Annotated in this window: 14 protein-coding genes; 6 read left to right on the top strand and 8 right to left on the bottom strand. The window is 42.0% G+C overall.

What is annotated here, in order from left to right; genetic code table 11:
• Positions 1 to 4: 4 nt before the first annotated feature.
• The 6 genes from RBB56_RS13030 to RBB56_RS13005 all read left to right on the top strand — a co-directional run bounded on the left by RBB56_RS13030 (position 5) and on the right by RBB56_RS13005 (position 4,586).
• Complete coding sequence (locus RBB56_RS13030) at positions 5 to 1,069, top strand: metal ABC transporter substrate-binding protein (protein ID WP_306719402.1); 1,065 nt, start codon at positions 5 to 7, stop codon at positions 1,067 to 1,069.
• Positions 1,069 to 1,776, top strand: coding sequence for a metal ABC transporter ATP-binding protein (locus tag RBB56_RS13025; RefSeq protein WP_306722154.1), 708 nt, complete (start codon positions 1,069 to 1,071; stop codon positions 1,774 to 1,776). Before RBB56_RS13030 ends, RBB56_RS13025 begins: the two co-directional genes overlap by 1 nt.
• On the top strand, positions 1,773 to 2,600 hold the full coding sequence (locus tag RBB56_RS13020) for a metal ABC transporter permease (RefSeq protein WP_306719401.1): 828 nt from the start codon (positions 1,773 to 1,775) through the stop codon (positions 2,598 to 2,600). Before RBB56_RS13025 ends, RBB56_RS13020 begins: the two co-directional genes overlap by 4 nt.
• Positions 2,597 to 3,166, top strand: a complete 570-nt coding sequence (locus RBB56_RS13015; protein WP_306719400.1) for a TIGR03943 family putative permease subunit — start codon at positions 2,597 to 2,599, stop codon at positions 3,164 to 3,166. Before RBB56_RS13020 ends, RBB56_RS13015 begins: the two co-directional genes overlap by 4 nt.
• Before the next feature lie 148 nt (positions 3,167 to 3,314).
• Positions 3,315 to 4,322 carry an SPFH domain-containing protein gene (locus RBB56_RS13010; RefSeq protein ID WP_331525757.1) on the top strand — a complete coding sequence of 336 codons (1,008 nt, stop codon included), beginning with the start codon at positions 3,315 to 3,317 and terminating at the stop codon, positions 4,320 to 4,322.
• A 75-nt stretch (positions 4,323 to 4,397) separates the two neighbouring features.
• Positions 4,398 to 4,586, top strand: a complete 189-nt coding sequence (locus tag RBB56_RS13005; RefSeq protein ID WP_306722152.1) for an Arc family DNA-binding protein — start codon at positions 4,398 to 4,400, stop codon at positions 4,584 to 4,586.
• Between the two features lie 11 nt (positions 4,587 to 4,597).
• On the opposite strand, the gene RBB56_RS13000 is transcribed toward RBB56_RS13005, so the two are convergent.
• The 8 genes from RBB56_RS13000 to RBB56_RS12965 form a co-directional block, all read right to left on the bottom strand.
• Positions 4,598 to 6,733, bottom strand: a complete 2,136-nt coding sequence (locus RBB56_RS13000) for a methyl-accepting chemotaxis protein (protein ID WP_306719399.1) — start codon at positions 6,731 to 6,733, stop codon at positions 4,598 to 4,600.
• Between the two features lie 504 nt (positions 6,734 to 7,237).
• Positions 7,238 to 7,690, bottom strand: coding sequence for a signal peptidase II (locus RBB56_RS12995; RefSeq protein WP_306719398.1), 453 nt, complete (start codon positions 7,688 to 7,690; stop codon positions 7,238 to 7,240).
• Between the two features lie 3 nt (positions 7,691 to 7,693).
• The gene (locus RBB56_RS12990; RefSeq protein ID WP_306719397.1) at positions 7,694 to 9,430 is read right to left on the bottom strand and encodes a S8 family peptidase; all 1,737 of its coding nucleotides are present in this window, start codon (positions 9,428 to 9,430) and stop codon (positions 7,694 to 7,696) included.
• Between the two features lie 27 nt (positions 9,431 to 9,457).
• A complete protein-coding gene (gene clpX, locus RBB56_RS12985; protein ID WP_331525752.1) occupies positions 9,458 to 11,053 on the bottom strand; it encodes an ATP-dependent Clp protease ATP-binding subunit ClpX in 1,596 nt (531 codons plus the stop codon).
• 211 nt (positions 11,054 to 11,264) lie between these two features.
• A complete protein-coding gene (locus tag RBB56_RS12980) occupies positions 11,265 to 12,809 on the bottom strand; it encodes a S1C family serine protease (protein ID WP_306719396.1) in 1,545 nt (514 codons plus the stop codon).
• A gap of 334 nt (positions 12,810 to 13,143) precedes the next feature.
• On the bottom strand, positions 13,144 to 14,097 hold the full coding sequence (locus RBB56_RS12975; protein WP_306719395.1) for a glycosyltransferase family 2 protein: 954 nt from the start codon (positions 14,095 to 14,097) through the stop codon (positions 13,144 to 13,146).
• 387 nt (positions 14,098 to 14,484) lie between these two features.
• Entirely contained in the window at positions 14,485 to 15,606 is a 1,122-nt protein-coding gene (locus RBB56_RS12970; RefSeq protein ID WP_306719394.1) for an LCP family protein, read from the bottom strand.
• A 27-nt stretch (positions 15,607 to 15,633) separates the two neighbouring features.
• Positions 15,634 to 17,043, bottom strand: coding sequence for an undecaprenyl-phosphate glucose phosphotransferase (locus RBB56_RS12965; protein ID WP_306719393.1), 1,410 nt, complete (start codon positions 17,041 to 17,043; stop codon positions 15,634 to 15,636).
• Positions 17,044 to 17,132 lie beyond the last annotated feature (89 nt).

Raw genomic sequence — 17,132 nt, 5'->3', positions numbered from 1 at the left:
TATCATGAAGCGCATTTTAACAATTATTTCAATCCTTACGGCGGCAGCAATGTTTTTCACCGCTTGTTCCGGCCGCAATACAGCCACTATCAGTGAAAATGAGAGTAAAAAAATTAGTGTTGTTGCCACTATTTTCCCGCAATATGATTTTATCAGGCAGATCGCAGGGGACAACGTAGAATTATCCATGCTCCTGCCTCCCGGCGCCGAAAGCCATTCCTTTGACCCCACACCCCAGGACATCATCAGAATACAGAACAGTGATATGTTCATTTACGTAGGCGGTGAATCTGATTCCTGGATCGACGATATTTTAAGCTCCATGGATACAAGTAATATGGAAATTGTATCTCTCATGAATCTTGTCGATATCGTCGAAGAGGAAATCGTCGAAGGCATGGAGGATGAACATGGTCATGAACATGATGATGACAGCGAGCACAGCGATGGCGATGACCATGAACATGATGATGACGGCGAACATGAAGAAGCCGCTGAACAGCACGACGACAGTGGGCATGACGATAGCGAGCACGAAGTTGAATATGACGAACACGTCTGGACTTCCCCTCGAAATGCAATGATAATCGTACAGTCTTTATCCGATATGCTCTGTGTACTGGATCCTGCAAATGCTTCTATATATGAGCAAAACACTGCTTCTTATCTTGAAGAGCTGGAAAATCTGGATAATACATTCAAGGAAGCAGTGTCGGCAGGCAGTCGAAAAACTCTTGTATTTGGCGATCGTTTCCCATTCCGTTACTTCGCAGATGCGTATGGCCTTGATTATTTTGCGGCTTTTCCCGGTTGTTCTACAGAAACCGAAGCAAGCGCTTCTACGGTTGCCTTCCTTATCGACAAAGTAAAGGAGGAAAATATCCCTGCTGTATTTCATATTGAGTTTTCCAATGAGAAAATGGCCAACACCATTTCTGAAGCCACAGGCGCAGAAAAACTTCTCTTACATTCCTGCCATAACATTACAAAGGATGACTTTGAAAACGGCATTACTTATCTGGAATTAATGACATGCAATGTGGATACTTTGAAGGAGGCATTACAATGATGGCACTAATTACATGTCAAAACGCTGCATTCGCCTACGATGGCAATATCGTCGTTGAAGGATTGAATTTCACGGTGAATAGCGGAGATTATTTGTGTATTGTCGGAGAGAACGGTTCCGGCAAAAGTACGTTGATTAAGGGGCTGCTGCAATTAAAGCAGCCCTACAAAGGAGAATTATCTTTGAACGAGGAATTAAAGGCAAACGAAATCGGCTATTTACCCCAACAGACCGCTGCCCAGAAGGATTTTCCTGCCAGTGTATATGAAGTGGTTTTATCCGGCCGCCTCAGTATGCGTGGTATTCTTCCCTTCTATACAAAGAAGGATAAAGAGGCTGCCGAAGAAAATTTAAACCGGCTCGGTATACAGAACTTACGTAATAAATGCTACCGGGAGCTATCCGGCGGCCAACAGCAGCGGACTCTTCTGGCCAGAGCGCTCTGCGCTACACAAAAGATTCTTCTTCTGGATGAGCCTGTGTCGGGGCTCGACCCCATTGTGACACAGGAGCTATACACCCTTATTGCAAAAATAAATGAAGAACTCGGAATAACCATCATTATGGTATCTCATGACATTCACAGCGCCGTTAAATACGCCGGGAATATCTTACACTTGAAAAATGAACAGGTGTTTTTCGGCACAACCGAAGAATATATACAGTCTAATGCGGGAGTCGATTTTCTGGGAGGTACACAAAAATGATCAATATACTACTTGAAATGTTTTCTTATACATTCCTCGTCCGTGCTGTGATTGTAGGACTGTTAGTTGCCCTATGCGCTGCCCTGCTCGGTGTAAGCCTTGTACTTAAGAGGTATTCCATGATCGGCGATGGATTATCTCATGTAGGCTTCGGAACATTGGCCATTGCCACCGCTTTAAATGTAGCTCCCCTGACGGTTTCCATACCGATTGTAGTCTTAGCCGCCTTCCTGCTTCTGCGGATCAGCGAAAGCAGTAAGATCAAAGGCGATGCTGCTATCGCTTTAATCTCAACAGGTTCACTCGCCATAGGTGCAGTCGTTATCTCCATGACGACCGGAATGAATACCGATGTTTGCAACTACCTATTCGGCAGCATTCTCGCTATGAGCAAGGATGATGTGAAATTAAGTATTATTCTGGCCATTATGGTATTGATTCTATTCGTTCTCTTTTACAATAAGATCTTTGCAGTAACCTTTGATGAGACCTTTGCTAAGGCGACCGGAACGAACGCAGGCCTTTATAATATGGTAATCGCTTTTCTAACAGCAATTACCATTGTGCTCGGTATGAGAATGATGGGAGCTATGCTTATTTCAAGCCTTATTATCTTTCCTGCACTCACTTCCATGCGCATTTGCAAGCGGTTTAAGACCGTAACTATTTGCTCGGCAATCGTATCAATCACTTGTTTCTTTATCGGTGTGGTCGCTTCCTATGTATATGAAACACCTACAGGAGCCAGCGTTGTTATTATCAATATTATTGCCTTGCTTCTTTTTTGGCTGATAAATCTACTCAAGGGGAGGATAAGCTCATGAAAAAACGTCAAATCATAGTCTTAATTGCCGGCATACTCATCTTATCCGGCTGCCGCATAGAAACTTCCCAGGCTCCACCTGCCAATAACGGAGGTACACAAGCTGTCCTTTCCGTTGAAAAAGAAAGTACACCGCCCGCTGAGCCTGAGCCGGACTCCGGCAGCTCGGCACCCGCACACGGGACGCTTACTATCGATAGCAAGAACTCCGATACTATCGAAATAAAAGAAAAGATGTTCATCGCACAGACAAATGATATTTACTTAAATGTGGATGACTACTTAGGAAAAACCATTAAATATGAAGGAATTTTCGATCAGTTTACATGGGAAGAAACCGGCGAAACATATGCATATGTCATTCGCTACGGCCCGGGCTGCTGTGGTACGGATGGAAATGCGGGATTTGAAATCATGTGGGATGGCGATTATCCTAATAAGAATGATTGGGTAGAGGTCGTCGGAACATTAGAATTATATGAGGAAAATGGATATGAATACTTACGGCTCCAGCTATCTGACTTGACAGTTCTCCCTACAAGAGGCGCGGAATACGTATCTCAATAATCTGCACATAATAGTTTATACTGTTCACTCCGTGACCGGCAACACGCTGTGGCATTATCCTAATTTGTCTTGACATTTTCCCGATTTTCAATTATTATAATGATATCAAAACGATATCATTATAATAATTAATTTGGAGGATTTTCTTATGAGTATGCAGAATAATAACAGCATTAACATGATCGAAGAAAAAGAAATTGTTCTAAAAAATGGAGCCGTTGCCCTTATATCCATACTATGCGGATTGGCTCTCTCTGTACTTATTATCGTTGCCGGATGCATTTTGCTTTCCATGCCGATGCCGATACTTGGCGGATTTTTATTCATTTTGGGAATGATATTACTTCTCGCTCTATGCATTTCGTTGGCAGGCTTACACGTCATAAATCCCAATGAAGCATTAGTCATGACTTTATTCGGTAAATATTATGGTACTATTAAGAAGGAAGGCTTCTATTTCACCAATCCTTTTGCTACAGGTCTCAATCCTACAAGCACACCTACTTCCGCTAATTTCATCATTGCCACCGGAGCGACCGAAGTATCCGCTGCCGCACCGCGCAGAAAGCAGATATCCACGAAGACGATGACTTTGAATAATGACAAACAGAAGGTAAATGATATCCTAGGCAATCCGGTTATTATCGGAGCCATCGTTATCTGGAAGGTTACTGATCCTACCAAAGCGGTATTCAATGTAGAAAATTACAAGTCTTTCCTATCCATTCAATGCGATTCTACCATCCGTAACATTGCAAGGCTCTATCCTTATGATACTATGGAAGACGATGCAGATGAGAAGACTTTAAGAGGCAGCAGCCAGGAAATTGCGGATTCCATGAAACGTGAATTGCAGGAGCGAGTATTAGAAGCGGGACTCGAAATCAAAGAAGTACGCATTACTCACCTATCCTATTCTGAGGAAATTGCCGCTGCAATGCTGCAAAGACAACAGGCTGTAGCGATTATAGCAGCTCGCCAGAAGATCGTAGAAGGTGCTGTCAGCATGGTTAAAATGGCTATCGATCAACTTAGCGAAGAAGAGATTATGGTTCTCGACGAAGAACGCAAGGCTGCTATGGTGAGCAACCTACTCGTAATCCTCTGTGGTAATAGAGATGCTCAACCCATCGTAAATACGGGCACTATTTATTAATAAGGATTTATTATGGAAGATAAATTAATGCAAAAAGAAGAAGCCCTTAAAGCAAGGCTCGAGAAAATTCAAGAAATGGAAGCTGCTATTTTAAAAAGTGAAAAGGCGGTAAAAGAAAAGGAGAAAGCGAAAAAGCAAGTGCTTCTCAGACTCTCTCCCAGTCTATGGAATGAATTAGCCGCCTGGGCAGAGGATGATTTCCGATCCATTAACGGACAAATCGAATATCTGCTCGCGGACTGTGTCAAAAAAAGAAAAAAATAAGGATGGGAGGATTATTCCTCCCGTAACAGGAACTGTCCTACCAAATTCCTCAACGTTTGTGCCTGGCTGCTCAACTCTTGGCTGGCGGCAGCACTTTCTTCGGCTGTCGCCGAATTATTCTGTACAACCGCTGAGATTTGTTCGATTGCCGCGGCAACCTGAGAAATGGCCTGTGATTGCTCCTCAGATGCTCCGGCAATTTGTTGGACAGTTTCACTTACCAAATCTACCTCTTTTATCACATCCTGTAGCGATTTTGCGGTCTCATTCGCGTGTCTTGTACCATTTCCGATCGCATTCACTGTACTTTCAATTAGCAAGGTCGTACTTTGTGCCGCTTCCGCACACTTTTCAGCAAGGTTGCGAACTTCATTGGCAACCACGGAAAAACCTTTTCCATTTTCACCTGCACGAGCCGCTTCAATCGCTGCATTCAACGAAAGAAGATTAGTTTGAGAAGCAATGTCCCCAATAGTATGGATAATTACATCGATCTTATTGGAGAAATCCGTAATCTCATCCATCGCTGCCACCAGATCTTCCATATGCCGATTACTGTTAGCAACTTCGGCACCTGCCTCTATGGATAACTTTCCTGCTGTCGCCGCATTCTCCGCATTTTCCTCAATGCGCTGCGAGATATCCGAAATCGTGACTGATAGTTCTTCCACCGAGCTCGCCTGTTCTGCAGCCCCTTCACTGAGTGCCTGAGCGCCGCCTGCAATTTGCTCCGATCCCAAAGATACCTGATCCGCCGCCGTATCGATATCCCAAAGTGTACTGCTAAGACTTCGGTTAATTCCTCGCATTGCAAGTAAAATATCCCTATACTCCCCTACATACTTTTCTTCTATTTCCGTCTGCAGGCGGAAGTTTCCTCTGGACATTTCTCCGAGTAAATAGTTCACATCAGAAATAATCAGCTTTAATCCACCTGTCATTTCAGCGAATTCTTTTGAAAGCAGGCCAATTTCATCCTCCGTTTTTACATCCAATTGAACGTCCAGATTTCCTTCTACAATTTTCTTTGCCGCATCTACCACATTGTTAATGGGGTATAACATCTTCCGCAGAAGTGCCGTAGTGGAGATTGCGATAGCGGCCAATGCACAAAGAGAAAGGATAACCATAAGAAGACTTAAGTTAATCGTATCCTTATTAAGATCCTTTTTATCGAGACTGGTAACGGCCCACCAAGTTTCATTACCTGCTTTAATGGGATGATAATATTCTACCACCTTGGAACCTTCCCATTTGATATCCATATAAAACGCTGCACCCGCCTGCATCTTTTCGTTAATTTTATCGTATTGCCCGCCCAGAAGCTCACTAAATGATTCTCCAATCAGCTCTTTATCTTGTGTGTTATACACAATCGTACCATCCTGTGTGATAATTTCTACAAATAAGGAAGGATATTTTTCATCTGTCGATTTCATCTGTGCAAAGTTATCCACATTGATATCTGACATAATTACTCCCTGTGTTTCACCATTGAAAACAACGGGAAACGAAGCCGTTACCATAGTAATTCCTGAATCTACAAAAGGGTTAGTAAAATACGGCTCCTGCGTTGTTGCCGCACGTTCATAATAATCATTTTTGCTATATTCTTCATAAGAGCCGTAGGAGCGTGAGGTTTTCTTTTTCGCCTCATCATCACTTACATAAATTGTATAATCTTTAATCGCATCATCATAAGCAAAAGGTTCAAAAAAAGCACCGATACCGGTGATATTCTCATTATGGTTCACTGTGGACCATGCATTGTTTAAAATGTAATTCTCAACGTCATAATTTAATTCCATCAAATTCACATTATAAATAGCACTTTTTTTCGTAGGAAAGGGAATCTTCTGCCCTTGTGCATCTACTGCTTGCGTCGCCAGCATATCCTCATATTTCACATAGGTACTTCCCAAATAATCTTGCAGACTTTCCGCAACTGTTTGCGCATCGTCCATAATACCCTGCACAATAAGTCCGTTCTGTGCAGATATTCCTGACACCTCTCCATTGATTGTTGCCGTCATTGCACGACTCACTGTCATAACGGATACACCAATCAGTACGATAAAAGAAAGCACCAATACACTCGTCGTAATCAGCGACGCTTTCGTCGATAGTTTCATTTTCTTGAAATCCATAATCATATTCTCCTTATCTCCGGTATTATTTGGCTGTTTAGAAGGTACACCTTCCTAAAATTTCCAGACCGGGTAATGTTTCACAAAAAATAAGGTTTATTTCCTCTATGTATCGTAAAAAACATATTTTTAATTGCAATTTAACGAATATTGTTATATGATAAATAAGTTATTTTGTTAATAAATGATAGGCTAAAAAGGTGTACCTTCTTGACAAATCTCAATTTTTTATAAGTCTAGCAAACTCTCTATCTCGATAGAACAAAGATATACTCCACCCCAAGGTCTTTCCTTATAGAATAAAAAAATCGGTAATGCGAAGATGAATCACTCTTCACATTACCGAGATTTTTAGAATGGTATATTGTAACTATTCAGTAGGTCTGCGCATTTACTGCGCTGACCGTAAGATAACGTCGAATAACAAGTAAAAATCCCATCACCGAAGGTGATTTTAATGGATTTTTACATGTGACTGTGAGGGTACGGAACAGTTACGATATATTAATTATTTCCCAGGGACAGCGCAGTAACAAAGGCGCCTATTATAATAAAAAAGTCAGAAACATTAAAAATAATATTTGCAAACCACTTCCACTTCACACCAAAGCTTACATAATCCACCACATATCCCCGCTTAAGCCGATCATAGGTATTGCTGAAAGCCCCGCCCAGCAAAAGGGTAAGCCCTGCCTTCAAAGCCCCTTTTCCCTTCGCTCCCAGAGTTATAACGAAAAATACGGTCAGTACGAGGGTAAGTAATAAGGAAATCCACGCTACCACCTTCTGCTTCTTCTCTCCGGTATTCAGGAAGGCTCCCTTATTGTGATGTTTGCGAAGTATAATCCATCCCTTCGCCTTTTTCTTATCCCGCCCTTCTTCCAACGTCTTCTCCATATGATCTTTCAAAAAGAAATCCATACCGAAAATCGCCGCTATCATCGCAATATAACTCAATCCTTATCCTCCTATCGTTCCTGCAATTATCCTGAAAGTACGTTCAATATCCAGTTGTCCATATCCCCAGGACCGATTCGGATAGACTACCTCCACATCTCTTCTCGCACCACGTATAAAATAACTTTTCACTTGATTCGTATTAGCCAACGGTACATTGTTCTGCACTACCGCCCATTGCATGAATTGAGCTGCTGCTCCCGCTGTAATGGCTGCCGATATGCTCGCACCGGTTCTATCTCCAAGCGCCGTCGATACATTAACACCCGGAGCCGCAAAGTCCGGCTTCGTTTCCGCCGCTCTGGAAAATCCCCTTCCCGATTCTATAAAAAAACTATCGTTAGTGTCATCGTAAGTGGATGGGGTAATAGTGAATCGAGCCAAAGACGGTTCTGTCAGTGTGGTATAGGGCGTAGAACGCAAAAAGCGAGTATCACCAACTAAGAAATCTGTGATGGGGAGCCACATATTAATTTCAGAGTAATCACTATCCCCCTCAACCACTATGTTAAATGTCCATACTCCCGGTGTCGGATCTTCGAAGCGGAACACAACGACCTGTTCCCCTGTTCGTTCCTCCACCAAAAGATGGTCTACGGTTACCCTCGTTCTCTCATAGATAAACGAGAAATTTCTTGTTGTCTTACTTCGGTAATCGATAGCAGGAATCACTTCTCCCCCCGGGGAGCGGATAGCAACACTCAATACGTTAGGGGGAGCCCCCCACAGCTCCACTAAGAATCCAACTTCTCCGGCATCAACTCTCATTTCTACCGTTTCCACTACAAGTCTGGCACTCATTGTAATCAAACTGCTGAAATGATGTCCGGCATTGCCCTCATTACCTCCGCATATAATCACTGTACGATTTCGTTTCTCCGCTACACGATTCAAATATCTAGACAAAATTGAATTCCCGGCATGATCTCCCATGTTACTCCCCATGCCGATACTTATAACCACTGGCCTGCTTCCTATTTCAGTAAAGTTCTCCAAATACTTGACCGCCATTCCAATATCCGTTCCGGAATAGGCCGGAACTCCTTCCGGAATAAAATAATAGTCGCGTAAATACGGCTTCGCCTCTCGGCATTTTACCATAACAATATCCGCATCCGGTGCTGCGCCGATAAAGGAAAGACCAAAATTTACGGTGCTCCCTGCCGCTACGCTAGCCATGGCCGTTCCATGCCCATCTGTGTCCGTAGATGGGACGATAGATAAAGGATCATCACTTTGCAACGCTTCATTAATTTGTTCATTCGTATAAAGAGTGCCATAAGAGAATCCTTCAGGAGGTTCCCCATCCTGAATGGTCTGATCCCATATAGCCAGAATCCTGGAAGTACCGTCCGGCCGCCTAAATACATCCAAATCATAACGAATGCCCGTATCCACAAAGCCCAGGACCACCCCTCTTCCTGTTAAGGATAAAGGAGCCCTTTGCACTTGAAGAATCCCTGATCTTATTAAACTTAGCGGATCGAAAACAGCTTCTCCGGGAGAAGCTTCCACTTGCATTAACCCATATAACTTCGGAACAGCAGTATAAGTAAGTTCGCTAATGCTGATAGTAGAAACAAGATTCCTATCAACTAACAACACAACAAATTGTTCGTCAATCACTTCATAACAAGAGCCCGGCGCTGTCACTAGGCCAACAGGCGCAATATAATCCAGCGTAATCTCCATGTAATCATTTGACAGCATTTGTTCTCTGCAAGCCATAATATTATTCACTCTTTATCTTTATTATTACTATATGACTTATTGCTCGATTACGTTAAGATTCTCCGGCAATTCTACAGAATTACTGCGAATGTCAATTACAGGCCCTCCTGTATTTTCAATATATTCCCTCGTAATAGTTACCCTTCCTATATTATCATCCTTAGGGATTTCGTACATAATATCCAGCATAAATTCTTCAATAATAGCGCGGAGCGCCCTTGCCCCGGTTTCTTTATTCATAGCCTTCTCAGCAATCGCCTCCAAAGCGCCATCATCGAACATAAGCTGTACCTCATCCAGCTCCAACAGCTTCTGATACTGTTTTAAAATAGCATTTCTGGGCTCTTTCAGTATCTTAATAAACATTTCCTTCGACAAGCCTTCCAGCGTACAGATAATCGGCAGACGTCCGATGAATTCAGGAATCATACCGAACTTCTTAATATCTTCCACAGCCACCTTGCTTAATATATTCTTATCTTTATCATATTTATCTTTCAGTTCTGCAGTATAGCCTATGGAGGTTCTCTTATTCAGACGCTGCTTAATAATTTCCTCCAGGTCAGGAAACGCTCCGCCGCAGATAAAAAGAATGTTCTTCGTATTGATCGTAGTAAGAGGTACCATGGCATTTTTGCTATTAGCACCCACAGGAACTTCTACTTCCGCACCTTCCAACAGCTTAAGCATTCCTTGCTGTACAGACTCTCCGCTGACATCTCTGGATGTTGTATTTTTCTTCTTAGCAATCTTATCGATTTCATCGATAAAAATAATTCCTTTCTCAGCTTTCTCCACATCATTATCTGCGGCGGCAAGGAGCTTAGATACCACACTTTCAATATCATCTCCGATATAACCTGCCTCCGTTAGTGAAGTGGCATCCGTTATGGCAAGAGGAACATCCAGCAGCCTTGCCAAAGTCTTTACCAAATAGGTCTTTCCGCTTCCTGTAGGCCCCAACATCAAAATATTAGATTTTTCAATCTCGATTTCATCCATCGTACCGGTAGCCACACGCTTATAGTGATTGTAAACTGCTACGGAAATAATCTTTTTTGCCTTCTCCTGCCCTACCACATACTCATCGAGCTGTGCCTTTATTTTATGAGGGGCAGGAATATTCTTAATATCCAGCACCGGCGCTTCGCTCGTTTGTTGTTTTTTCTTCTTTATTTTCTGCTTATTCGGGATACCGCCGTCCCCTTGTAAATCTGCCAGATTCACGAAGCTGATATTAGGCATTCCCTTACCGCCATTTAGCTTATTCAACTCTTCATTCAGACTAGGATTATTCAACATCCCTTGGTAATCGAATTGGCTGACCGTATCCATCGTCTTATGCATACAGTCATTACATACAGATATGTTATTGGGAAGCTTGAACATCTTCCCCGTCCTTCTCTCCGGTCTGCGGCATATAAAACAAACATCTTCGTAATCAGTTTCTTTTCCCGAATTGCTAAAATCCTTCATGCTTCCGCGATCGTCTTCTTTTTCCCCTCCATCAGATTTCACTTCATCATTCTCATATTCTTTATGATCCTTATTTTGAATATCTTCATTATTATTTTTATTCCTATTATTGTTCTCTTCGTTATTATTGTCTCCATTATTATTAAAATCGCTCATAGTCCGCTCCTTATCCTTACATTAAATTTATTCTTTATCGTAAGCCAATGTACCGATTTTTATTATACGGTATTCACAAATGTTGTACAAGTTAACATTTTCTAAATTACTGTTCTTATAATTTATAAATTTATTAGAAAAACGGTTACCCGCCTTTCCACCTTGAGAAATAGCCGAATAACCGTTTCTATCATATCTTTATTAATTCTCATTAATTATTGACATCTATATCCGCTCTTCCGCCAAGAGTAACAGTAACAGCCTGGCTGTCCCAACCGTTAGGACTTCCTTGCATAATTGTAACGTTAACCGTATCTCCTGCCGCATAATATTCCATCATGCTTAATAAATCCTCAGCACTCGTCACTTTATTACCATCGAATTCCGTAATGATATTGCCTTTCTTAATTCCGGCTGTCTCTGCGGCTGTACCTTCGTATACTTGTGACACATATACCCCCTTAGGCATTCCGTAGGTCTCCGCCATCTCATCCACTACGGTAAGAGGAGAAATACCAAGATAACCTTTATTTTCCTGTGCTACTTTTGCTCTCGTTTCTTTTAACATCAAATCTTGAATAATTGGTTTCGCTGCGGAAATGGGAATTGCATACCCCATTCCTTCCACTACAGAACCGCCAATCTTATTGGAATTAATACCAACTACCTCACCGCGCAGATTGAGAAGGGCACCGCCTGAATTACCCGGATTAATAGCTGCATCCGTCTGTATAAAAGAAGCATCGGAATCCGTTACCCTACCATTCCCACCGGATAAATTGATAACTCGGTCAAGCGCACTGATAACACCTACCGTTACAGACTGCCCATATCCTAAGGAATTACCGATGGCGATGGCAGGTTCTCCTACGGTCAAAGCATCGCTGTCTCCAAGGGTCGCAACTGCAATCGCATTTCTTGTAGAGGCTTCCACCTGTTCCAAGTCTACCGCGATAACTGCCAAGTCCATATCAGGATCAGATCCTTTCATCTGGGCCTGCACCTCTGAACCATCAGCGAATTGTACCATTAATTTATCGGCTCCTTCTACCACGTGATAATTGGATACAATTAAAAGCTCTGTATCACTTTCCCCCACAATAATGCCTGAACCAGCCGCCGTTCCTTCACTTTGCATGGACTGTCCGAAGAAAGAAGTTGTCTCTGTGTAAATATTATTAATAGAAACGATAGCCGGCATTACTGCTGTCACTACATTGCTAACATCTGTAACTACCGCTGTAGTCTCCCCACCCGGTACTGCATCTATATTCTGAGCGGTTTCTGCAATTGTCTCCGCCGTTGTTTTCACACCGTCCGAGATGTCTTTCACATTCTGTGTTGCCTCCGATGTGGCTGTCATTATATTACTTCTGAAGGCGCCTGTTGCCGATTCTACCGCAACGAATCCGGCTCCGGCGCAAATTCCGAAGAATAACCCCAGGCTTACCGCGACTAACGCTTTCTTAAAATATCCGCCTGATTTTTTCTCCTTTTTCTCTCTGACAGGAGGCTTATTTGCACTTTCTCCGGTGCCATAGCCATTGCCTGCTCGATAAGCATTCTCAATATAATTATAGTTATTTCCGTAACGGTAACTGCCATTGCCATAAGCGGAAGTGTTTGTATTATAGTAGCCCGTACCGTATTCGCCGGTACTTTGTCCATTTAATCCAGTTTCTTCCGGTTTTCCTTCTGCTGAACCAGGCAACGAATTTTTCTTTTCATAATCGTTTGGATAATTATTTTCATACATAACAATTCCCTATGAGTGTTTTTTACTCATTATGAGTATTCTTTACTCATTATGAGTGGTTCGCACTCATTCTTCCTTTCCTTATATTTGCTATCAGTATATCGAGGAATTGTGTTCTTTTTGTGATAAAAATATGCGTTTTTTGTTAACTGTTTTCCACGTGTTTTTACGGTTGGCGCCGCAAATGCGCCGACCTATCAGATAGTTACCTTTATTCGCAACTGTTCAGTACCCTCACAGTTGCAAAAATCCATTTAAAATCACCTTCGGTGATGGGATTTTTACTTGTTATTCAACGTTATCGTACGGTCAGCGCAGTAAATGCGCCGACCTATCAGATAGTTACCTTTATTCTTCGTATCTGTCCCCAATAGTCCTTATTCGATGTACATTTCATAACGAGAGCCATAGGTAGCCTCTTATACTTCTTTCCGAGTAAAAATCCCGCGTAGCGGAAAGCACTATTTATATAAAATACCGGAATCTTTCCTCTCTTTCTATTCTTCCACAAATGCCTTGTCAAACTTTTCAAAAGAGCGATACCCTCCTTCTCCGAAGGAACCCCCTCAAAAATCTCAGGATGATCCGCCTGAGATACCCCCAAGTCAAAGTTACGATGAAACTGCTGCCTGCAAGTATAGTTGTGAGAATGAATCACTTTAGCATCTGCCGCATAAGCAATCAGATATCCTGCCTTTATCGCTCCCGCCGCATAGATCATATCCTCATTGAAAATTGTACATTTCACAAAACCTCCGAGGGCATCGAATACCTCTCGTTTATATGCCGCACACACATTGGAACAGAAATAAGTTTTTATCCCCAGCCGCTGTATATCCCGCGCTGACTTTTCCACACTTTTCGCAGGATAGTTGAAGGCCCGCATAAATCGTTCCATTTCATTACAATCATCTGCCGGAAGCTGCCTTGCATAGGAGACGGCGGCCTCCTCTTTCCCCAGCGGCCGCACCAGATTCTCAATTAGATGCTCATCTCCCGGAAGTGCATCCTGTGTCATCATAACGAAAATAGGAGCCTGCGACTTACTCACCCCCAGGTTTCTGGATGCGCCATGATTGAACTCCTTCTTCCCAATATGGGTAATAACTACATTCTTGTTCTTCTCAAAAAATGGAGTCCCATATACCAGGCGGTCGAAATATTTCTGCTCCGTATTGATAATAATAATCTTCCCTATGGAAACTGTCTGATTCTGCAAGCTGTCTATTAACATCAAAAAAGCCTTGTCCGGTTTATATACAGGGATAATCACATCTATTTCCTTCATCAACTTATCCTGCCCCTTTCCCTCATTATTTAATAAAAGGTAACTGTTCAGTACCTTCACAGTTACGAGCAAAAATCCATTTCAAATCACCTTCGGTGATGGGATTTTTACTTGTTATTCAACGTTATCGTACGGTCAGCGCAGTAAATGCGCAGACCTACTGAATAGTTACAATAAAAGGTTACTATTCAGCCTACGGCTTCCTAGCAACAATTTATGCACAGAAATACTGCATAGCAGTATTTCGCGCTTGCCAAACTCGGGTTTTCTGTGATCTTCGCTCACAAAAAACACCTCGCGGCGTTAAGAGCTGAACTGTTACAATAAAAGGACCCTTGGAAGGTCCTTTTATTTTATCTTTATTTATATCAATCTCTTCTTATGTTCTTATCTGATATAGGAAGCGGTGTCACTCTTTATTTTATCGCTGTATGACTGTACATCCGAAGATACGGTGTATTCTTCATCGAATAAGAACTTATGGAGCCATTCCACATTCTCTTTCAGATCAACCGGAATAACGCAGCTTCCCTTAGAGCCAATCGTCCCTGTCGTTCTATACTGCTCGTAGGGGAATCCGGCCTGATCCACGATATTATATTTGCTGATACCACCTAACAGCTCAAGGATTTCTGTCAAATCGAGAGATGTATAAATCTCGCTGAATACATCGTTAGCAATCTGATTCAAAGTGGCCGGGGATGCCGTCTTCGCCTTATCCGCTACTGCCATCAGCACTTCTCTCTGACGTTCTGCACGCTTAAAGTCATCTCCTGCCGTGTAACGAATCCGGCAGTATGCTGTTGCCTGAAGACCGCTCAAAAGCTGATAGCCTGTTTCTGTTACTTCTTTATAAGGGCGCTTCAAATCCTCTGCCATCGTGAACTGATAACTATTCAAATGATGAATCTCCGCACTATCCACGTCTACCATAATACCGCCAAGCGCATCGATCGTATCTGTAAGTCCTGCGAATCCTACGGTGATAAAGTCTGTGATGTTCATATCCATGTTCATATTCAACATGTTAATCGCCATCTCCGGACCGCCCTTGGCATAAGCAGAATTACACTTATTATAAGTATCATTACTTAAATTCAAATAGGTATCACGATATACGGAAACGAGCTTACAATTTCCTGTGTCCAAGTTAATGGAAGCAATCATAATGGTATCACTTCGTGTGTTCTTCGTTAAAGCTCCTGTAGTGGAATCCACACCGAATAAAGCGATATTGCGATAGCCCTTCATATTCGTTGTCTCTTCTCTTTGTTTTACTTCTTCGTTAATCACGAGCTTATCTGCATTTAACTCAACTTTACCTACTTTTTCACCTTTAAGAACAAAGTACAACACACCTACCATAATGAGCAATATGAAAATTTCTACAATAAAGAGAACAATCTTTTTTCTTTTTCTCCTCTCTTTTTCTTTTGCCGACATTTTCTTGCTTTTGCTATTCATCTTAGTATCTTCGCTTCTTCCACTTTTTTTAGAATTTGTAGCCATTTCCATCTCCCTTATCTTTTTGCAAATTTAATAAGCATTCTTATTGATGAAGCCTTTGAAAATCGTCAAAAACATGATTTTAATGTCCAGCCCCATCGTCCAATTTTCTATATAAAATATATCATATTCAATACGTTTTCTTATAGAGGTATCGCCTCTATACCCATTAATCTGTGCCCAACCGGTAAGTCCGGGCCGCACTTGATGTTTAATCATATATCGGGGAATTTCTTCTTTGAACTTTTCAACAAACAACGGACGCTCCGGCCTTGGACCTACAAGGCTCATCTCCCCTGCCAATATATTGAACAACTGGGGAAGCTCGTCCAAACTCGTCTTTCTCATAATCTTTCCGATTCGCGTCACACGGGGATCATCTTTCACTGTCCATGCCTTTTGTTCCTGAGAAGGTTTTTGCAGCTCCATCGTACGGAATTTATACATTTTGAATGGTTTATTATGAAGGCCCACGCGTTCCTGCTTGAAAATCACCGGTCCACGGCTTGTACACTTCACTAAAATAGCTGCAATAAGCATGAGCGGCGAAGATATAATAATTCCACAAAGGGAACCCATCACATCGACTGCCCGTTTTGCTATCCAATTCAACGTATTGGTCAAAGGCACATAACGAATATTAATTACCGGAAGTCCCATCAAGTCCTCCGTATACGGCCTGCTCGGTACAAGACTGTTATAATCCGGAATAAATTTCGTATGCACACCGGACTTCTCGCACAAATCTACGATTCTCTCCAACCTATTGTAATCTTCAAGTGCCAAAGTAACGGCTATTTCATCCAGCTTGTTCTCCGGCAAAATATAAAGCAGGTTGTCAATTCTTCCTAACACCTTCACACCCTTATATAAGGTACCGCTCGGTACTTTGTCGTCTAAGATTCCCCGCACCACATATCCCCATTGAGGATTGGCGTTGATTCGCGTAATGTACTCCTCTGCTGCTCTGGAATATCCCACTAACAGAATATACTTTAGATTATACCCTTTTTTGCGGAAATATTGCAGGCCATTACGAATCAATGACCGGAACAACGTAGCTAAAATAATATTAATTACATAAAATATAACAATTAAAGAGCGGGAAAAGTGTTCTTGCTTAATAGCAAATAACACCACCATAAACAGAAATATTGCTACCGTATTCGCTTTAATAATACTCGATATCTCATATTTCCGTCTGGTAGCCCGCTTCGGAGTATACATATTAAAGAAATAATAAAGCAAAACATATCCGGGCACAATAAAATAAAGCGCACTAAAATATATCTCCACAGAGAGCGCAGAAATACCAGGCTCTGTATCTGCGAAGGGCGTCTTAAACTTTATTAACCATGCGAGTGAATAGGAAAGTGCTACGACAACCGCATCCACCAGCAGGTGTAATCTATTGAAATACCTTTGGTTATCTTTTATCATGCTTTCACCAAGTGTAAATGCGCAGACCTACTGAGCAATTACTATCAAGTTTCCTATACTGCTACATATTTTACAATATTATCCCCAAA

Origin of the sequence: Kineothrix sp. MB12-C1, assembly GCF_030863805.1 — a bacterium.
Taxonomy (GTDB): Bacteria; Bacillota; Clostridia; order Lachnospirales; family Lachnospiraceae; genus Kineothrix.
The sequence above is the reverse complement of the archived record's forward strand: the minus strand, read 5'-3'. Positions and strand labels throughout refer to the sequence as shown.

Coding starts and splice junctions, on each gene's coding strand:
- RBB56_RS13000 (WP_306719399.1), bottom strand. CDS start 6,733: ATGGATTTCAAGAAAATGAAACTATCGACGAAAGCGTCGCTGATTACG.
- RBB56_RS13030 (WP_306719402.1), top strand. CDS start 5: ATGAAGCGCATTTTAACAATTATTTCAATCCTTACGGCGGCAGCAATG.
- RBB56_RS13005 (WP_306722152.1), top strand. CDS start 4,398: ATGGAAGCTGCTATTTTAAAAAGTGAAAAGGCGGTAAAAGAAAAGGAG.
- RBB56_RS13015 (WP_306719400.1), top strand. CDS start 2,597: ATGAAAAAACGTCAAATCATAGTCTTAATTGCCGGCATACTCATCTTA.
- RBB56_RS13010 (WP_331525757.1), top strand. CDS start 3,315: ATGAGTATGCAGAATAATAACAGCATTAACATGATCGAAGAAAAAGAA.
- RBB56_RS12975 (WP_306719395.1), bottom strand. CDS start 14,097: ATGAAGGAAATAGATGTGATTATCCCTGTATATAAACCGGACAAGGCT.
- RBB56_RS13025 (WP_306722154.1), top strand. CDS start 1,069: ATGGCACTAATTACATGTCAAAACGCTGCATTCGCCTACGATGGCAAT.
- RBB56_RS12965 (WP_306719393.1), bottom strand. CDS start 17,043: ATGATAAAAGATAACCAAAGGTATTTCAATAGATTACACCTGCTGGTG.
- RBB56_RS12970 (WP_306719394.1), bottom strand. CDS start 15,606: ATGGCTACAAATTCTAAAAAAAGTGGAAGAAGCGAAGATACTAAGATG.
- clpX (WP_331525752.1), bottom strand. CDS start 11,053: ATGAGCGATTTTAATAATAATGGAGACAATAATAACGAAGAGAACAAT.
- RBB56_RS12980 (WP_306719396.1), bottom strand. CDS start 12,809: ATGTATGAAAATAATTATCCAAACGATTATGAAAAGAAAAATTCGTTG.
- RBB56_RS13020 (WP_306719401.1), top strand. CDS start 1,773: ATGATCAATATACTACTTGAAATGTTTTCTTATACATTCCTCGTCCGT.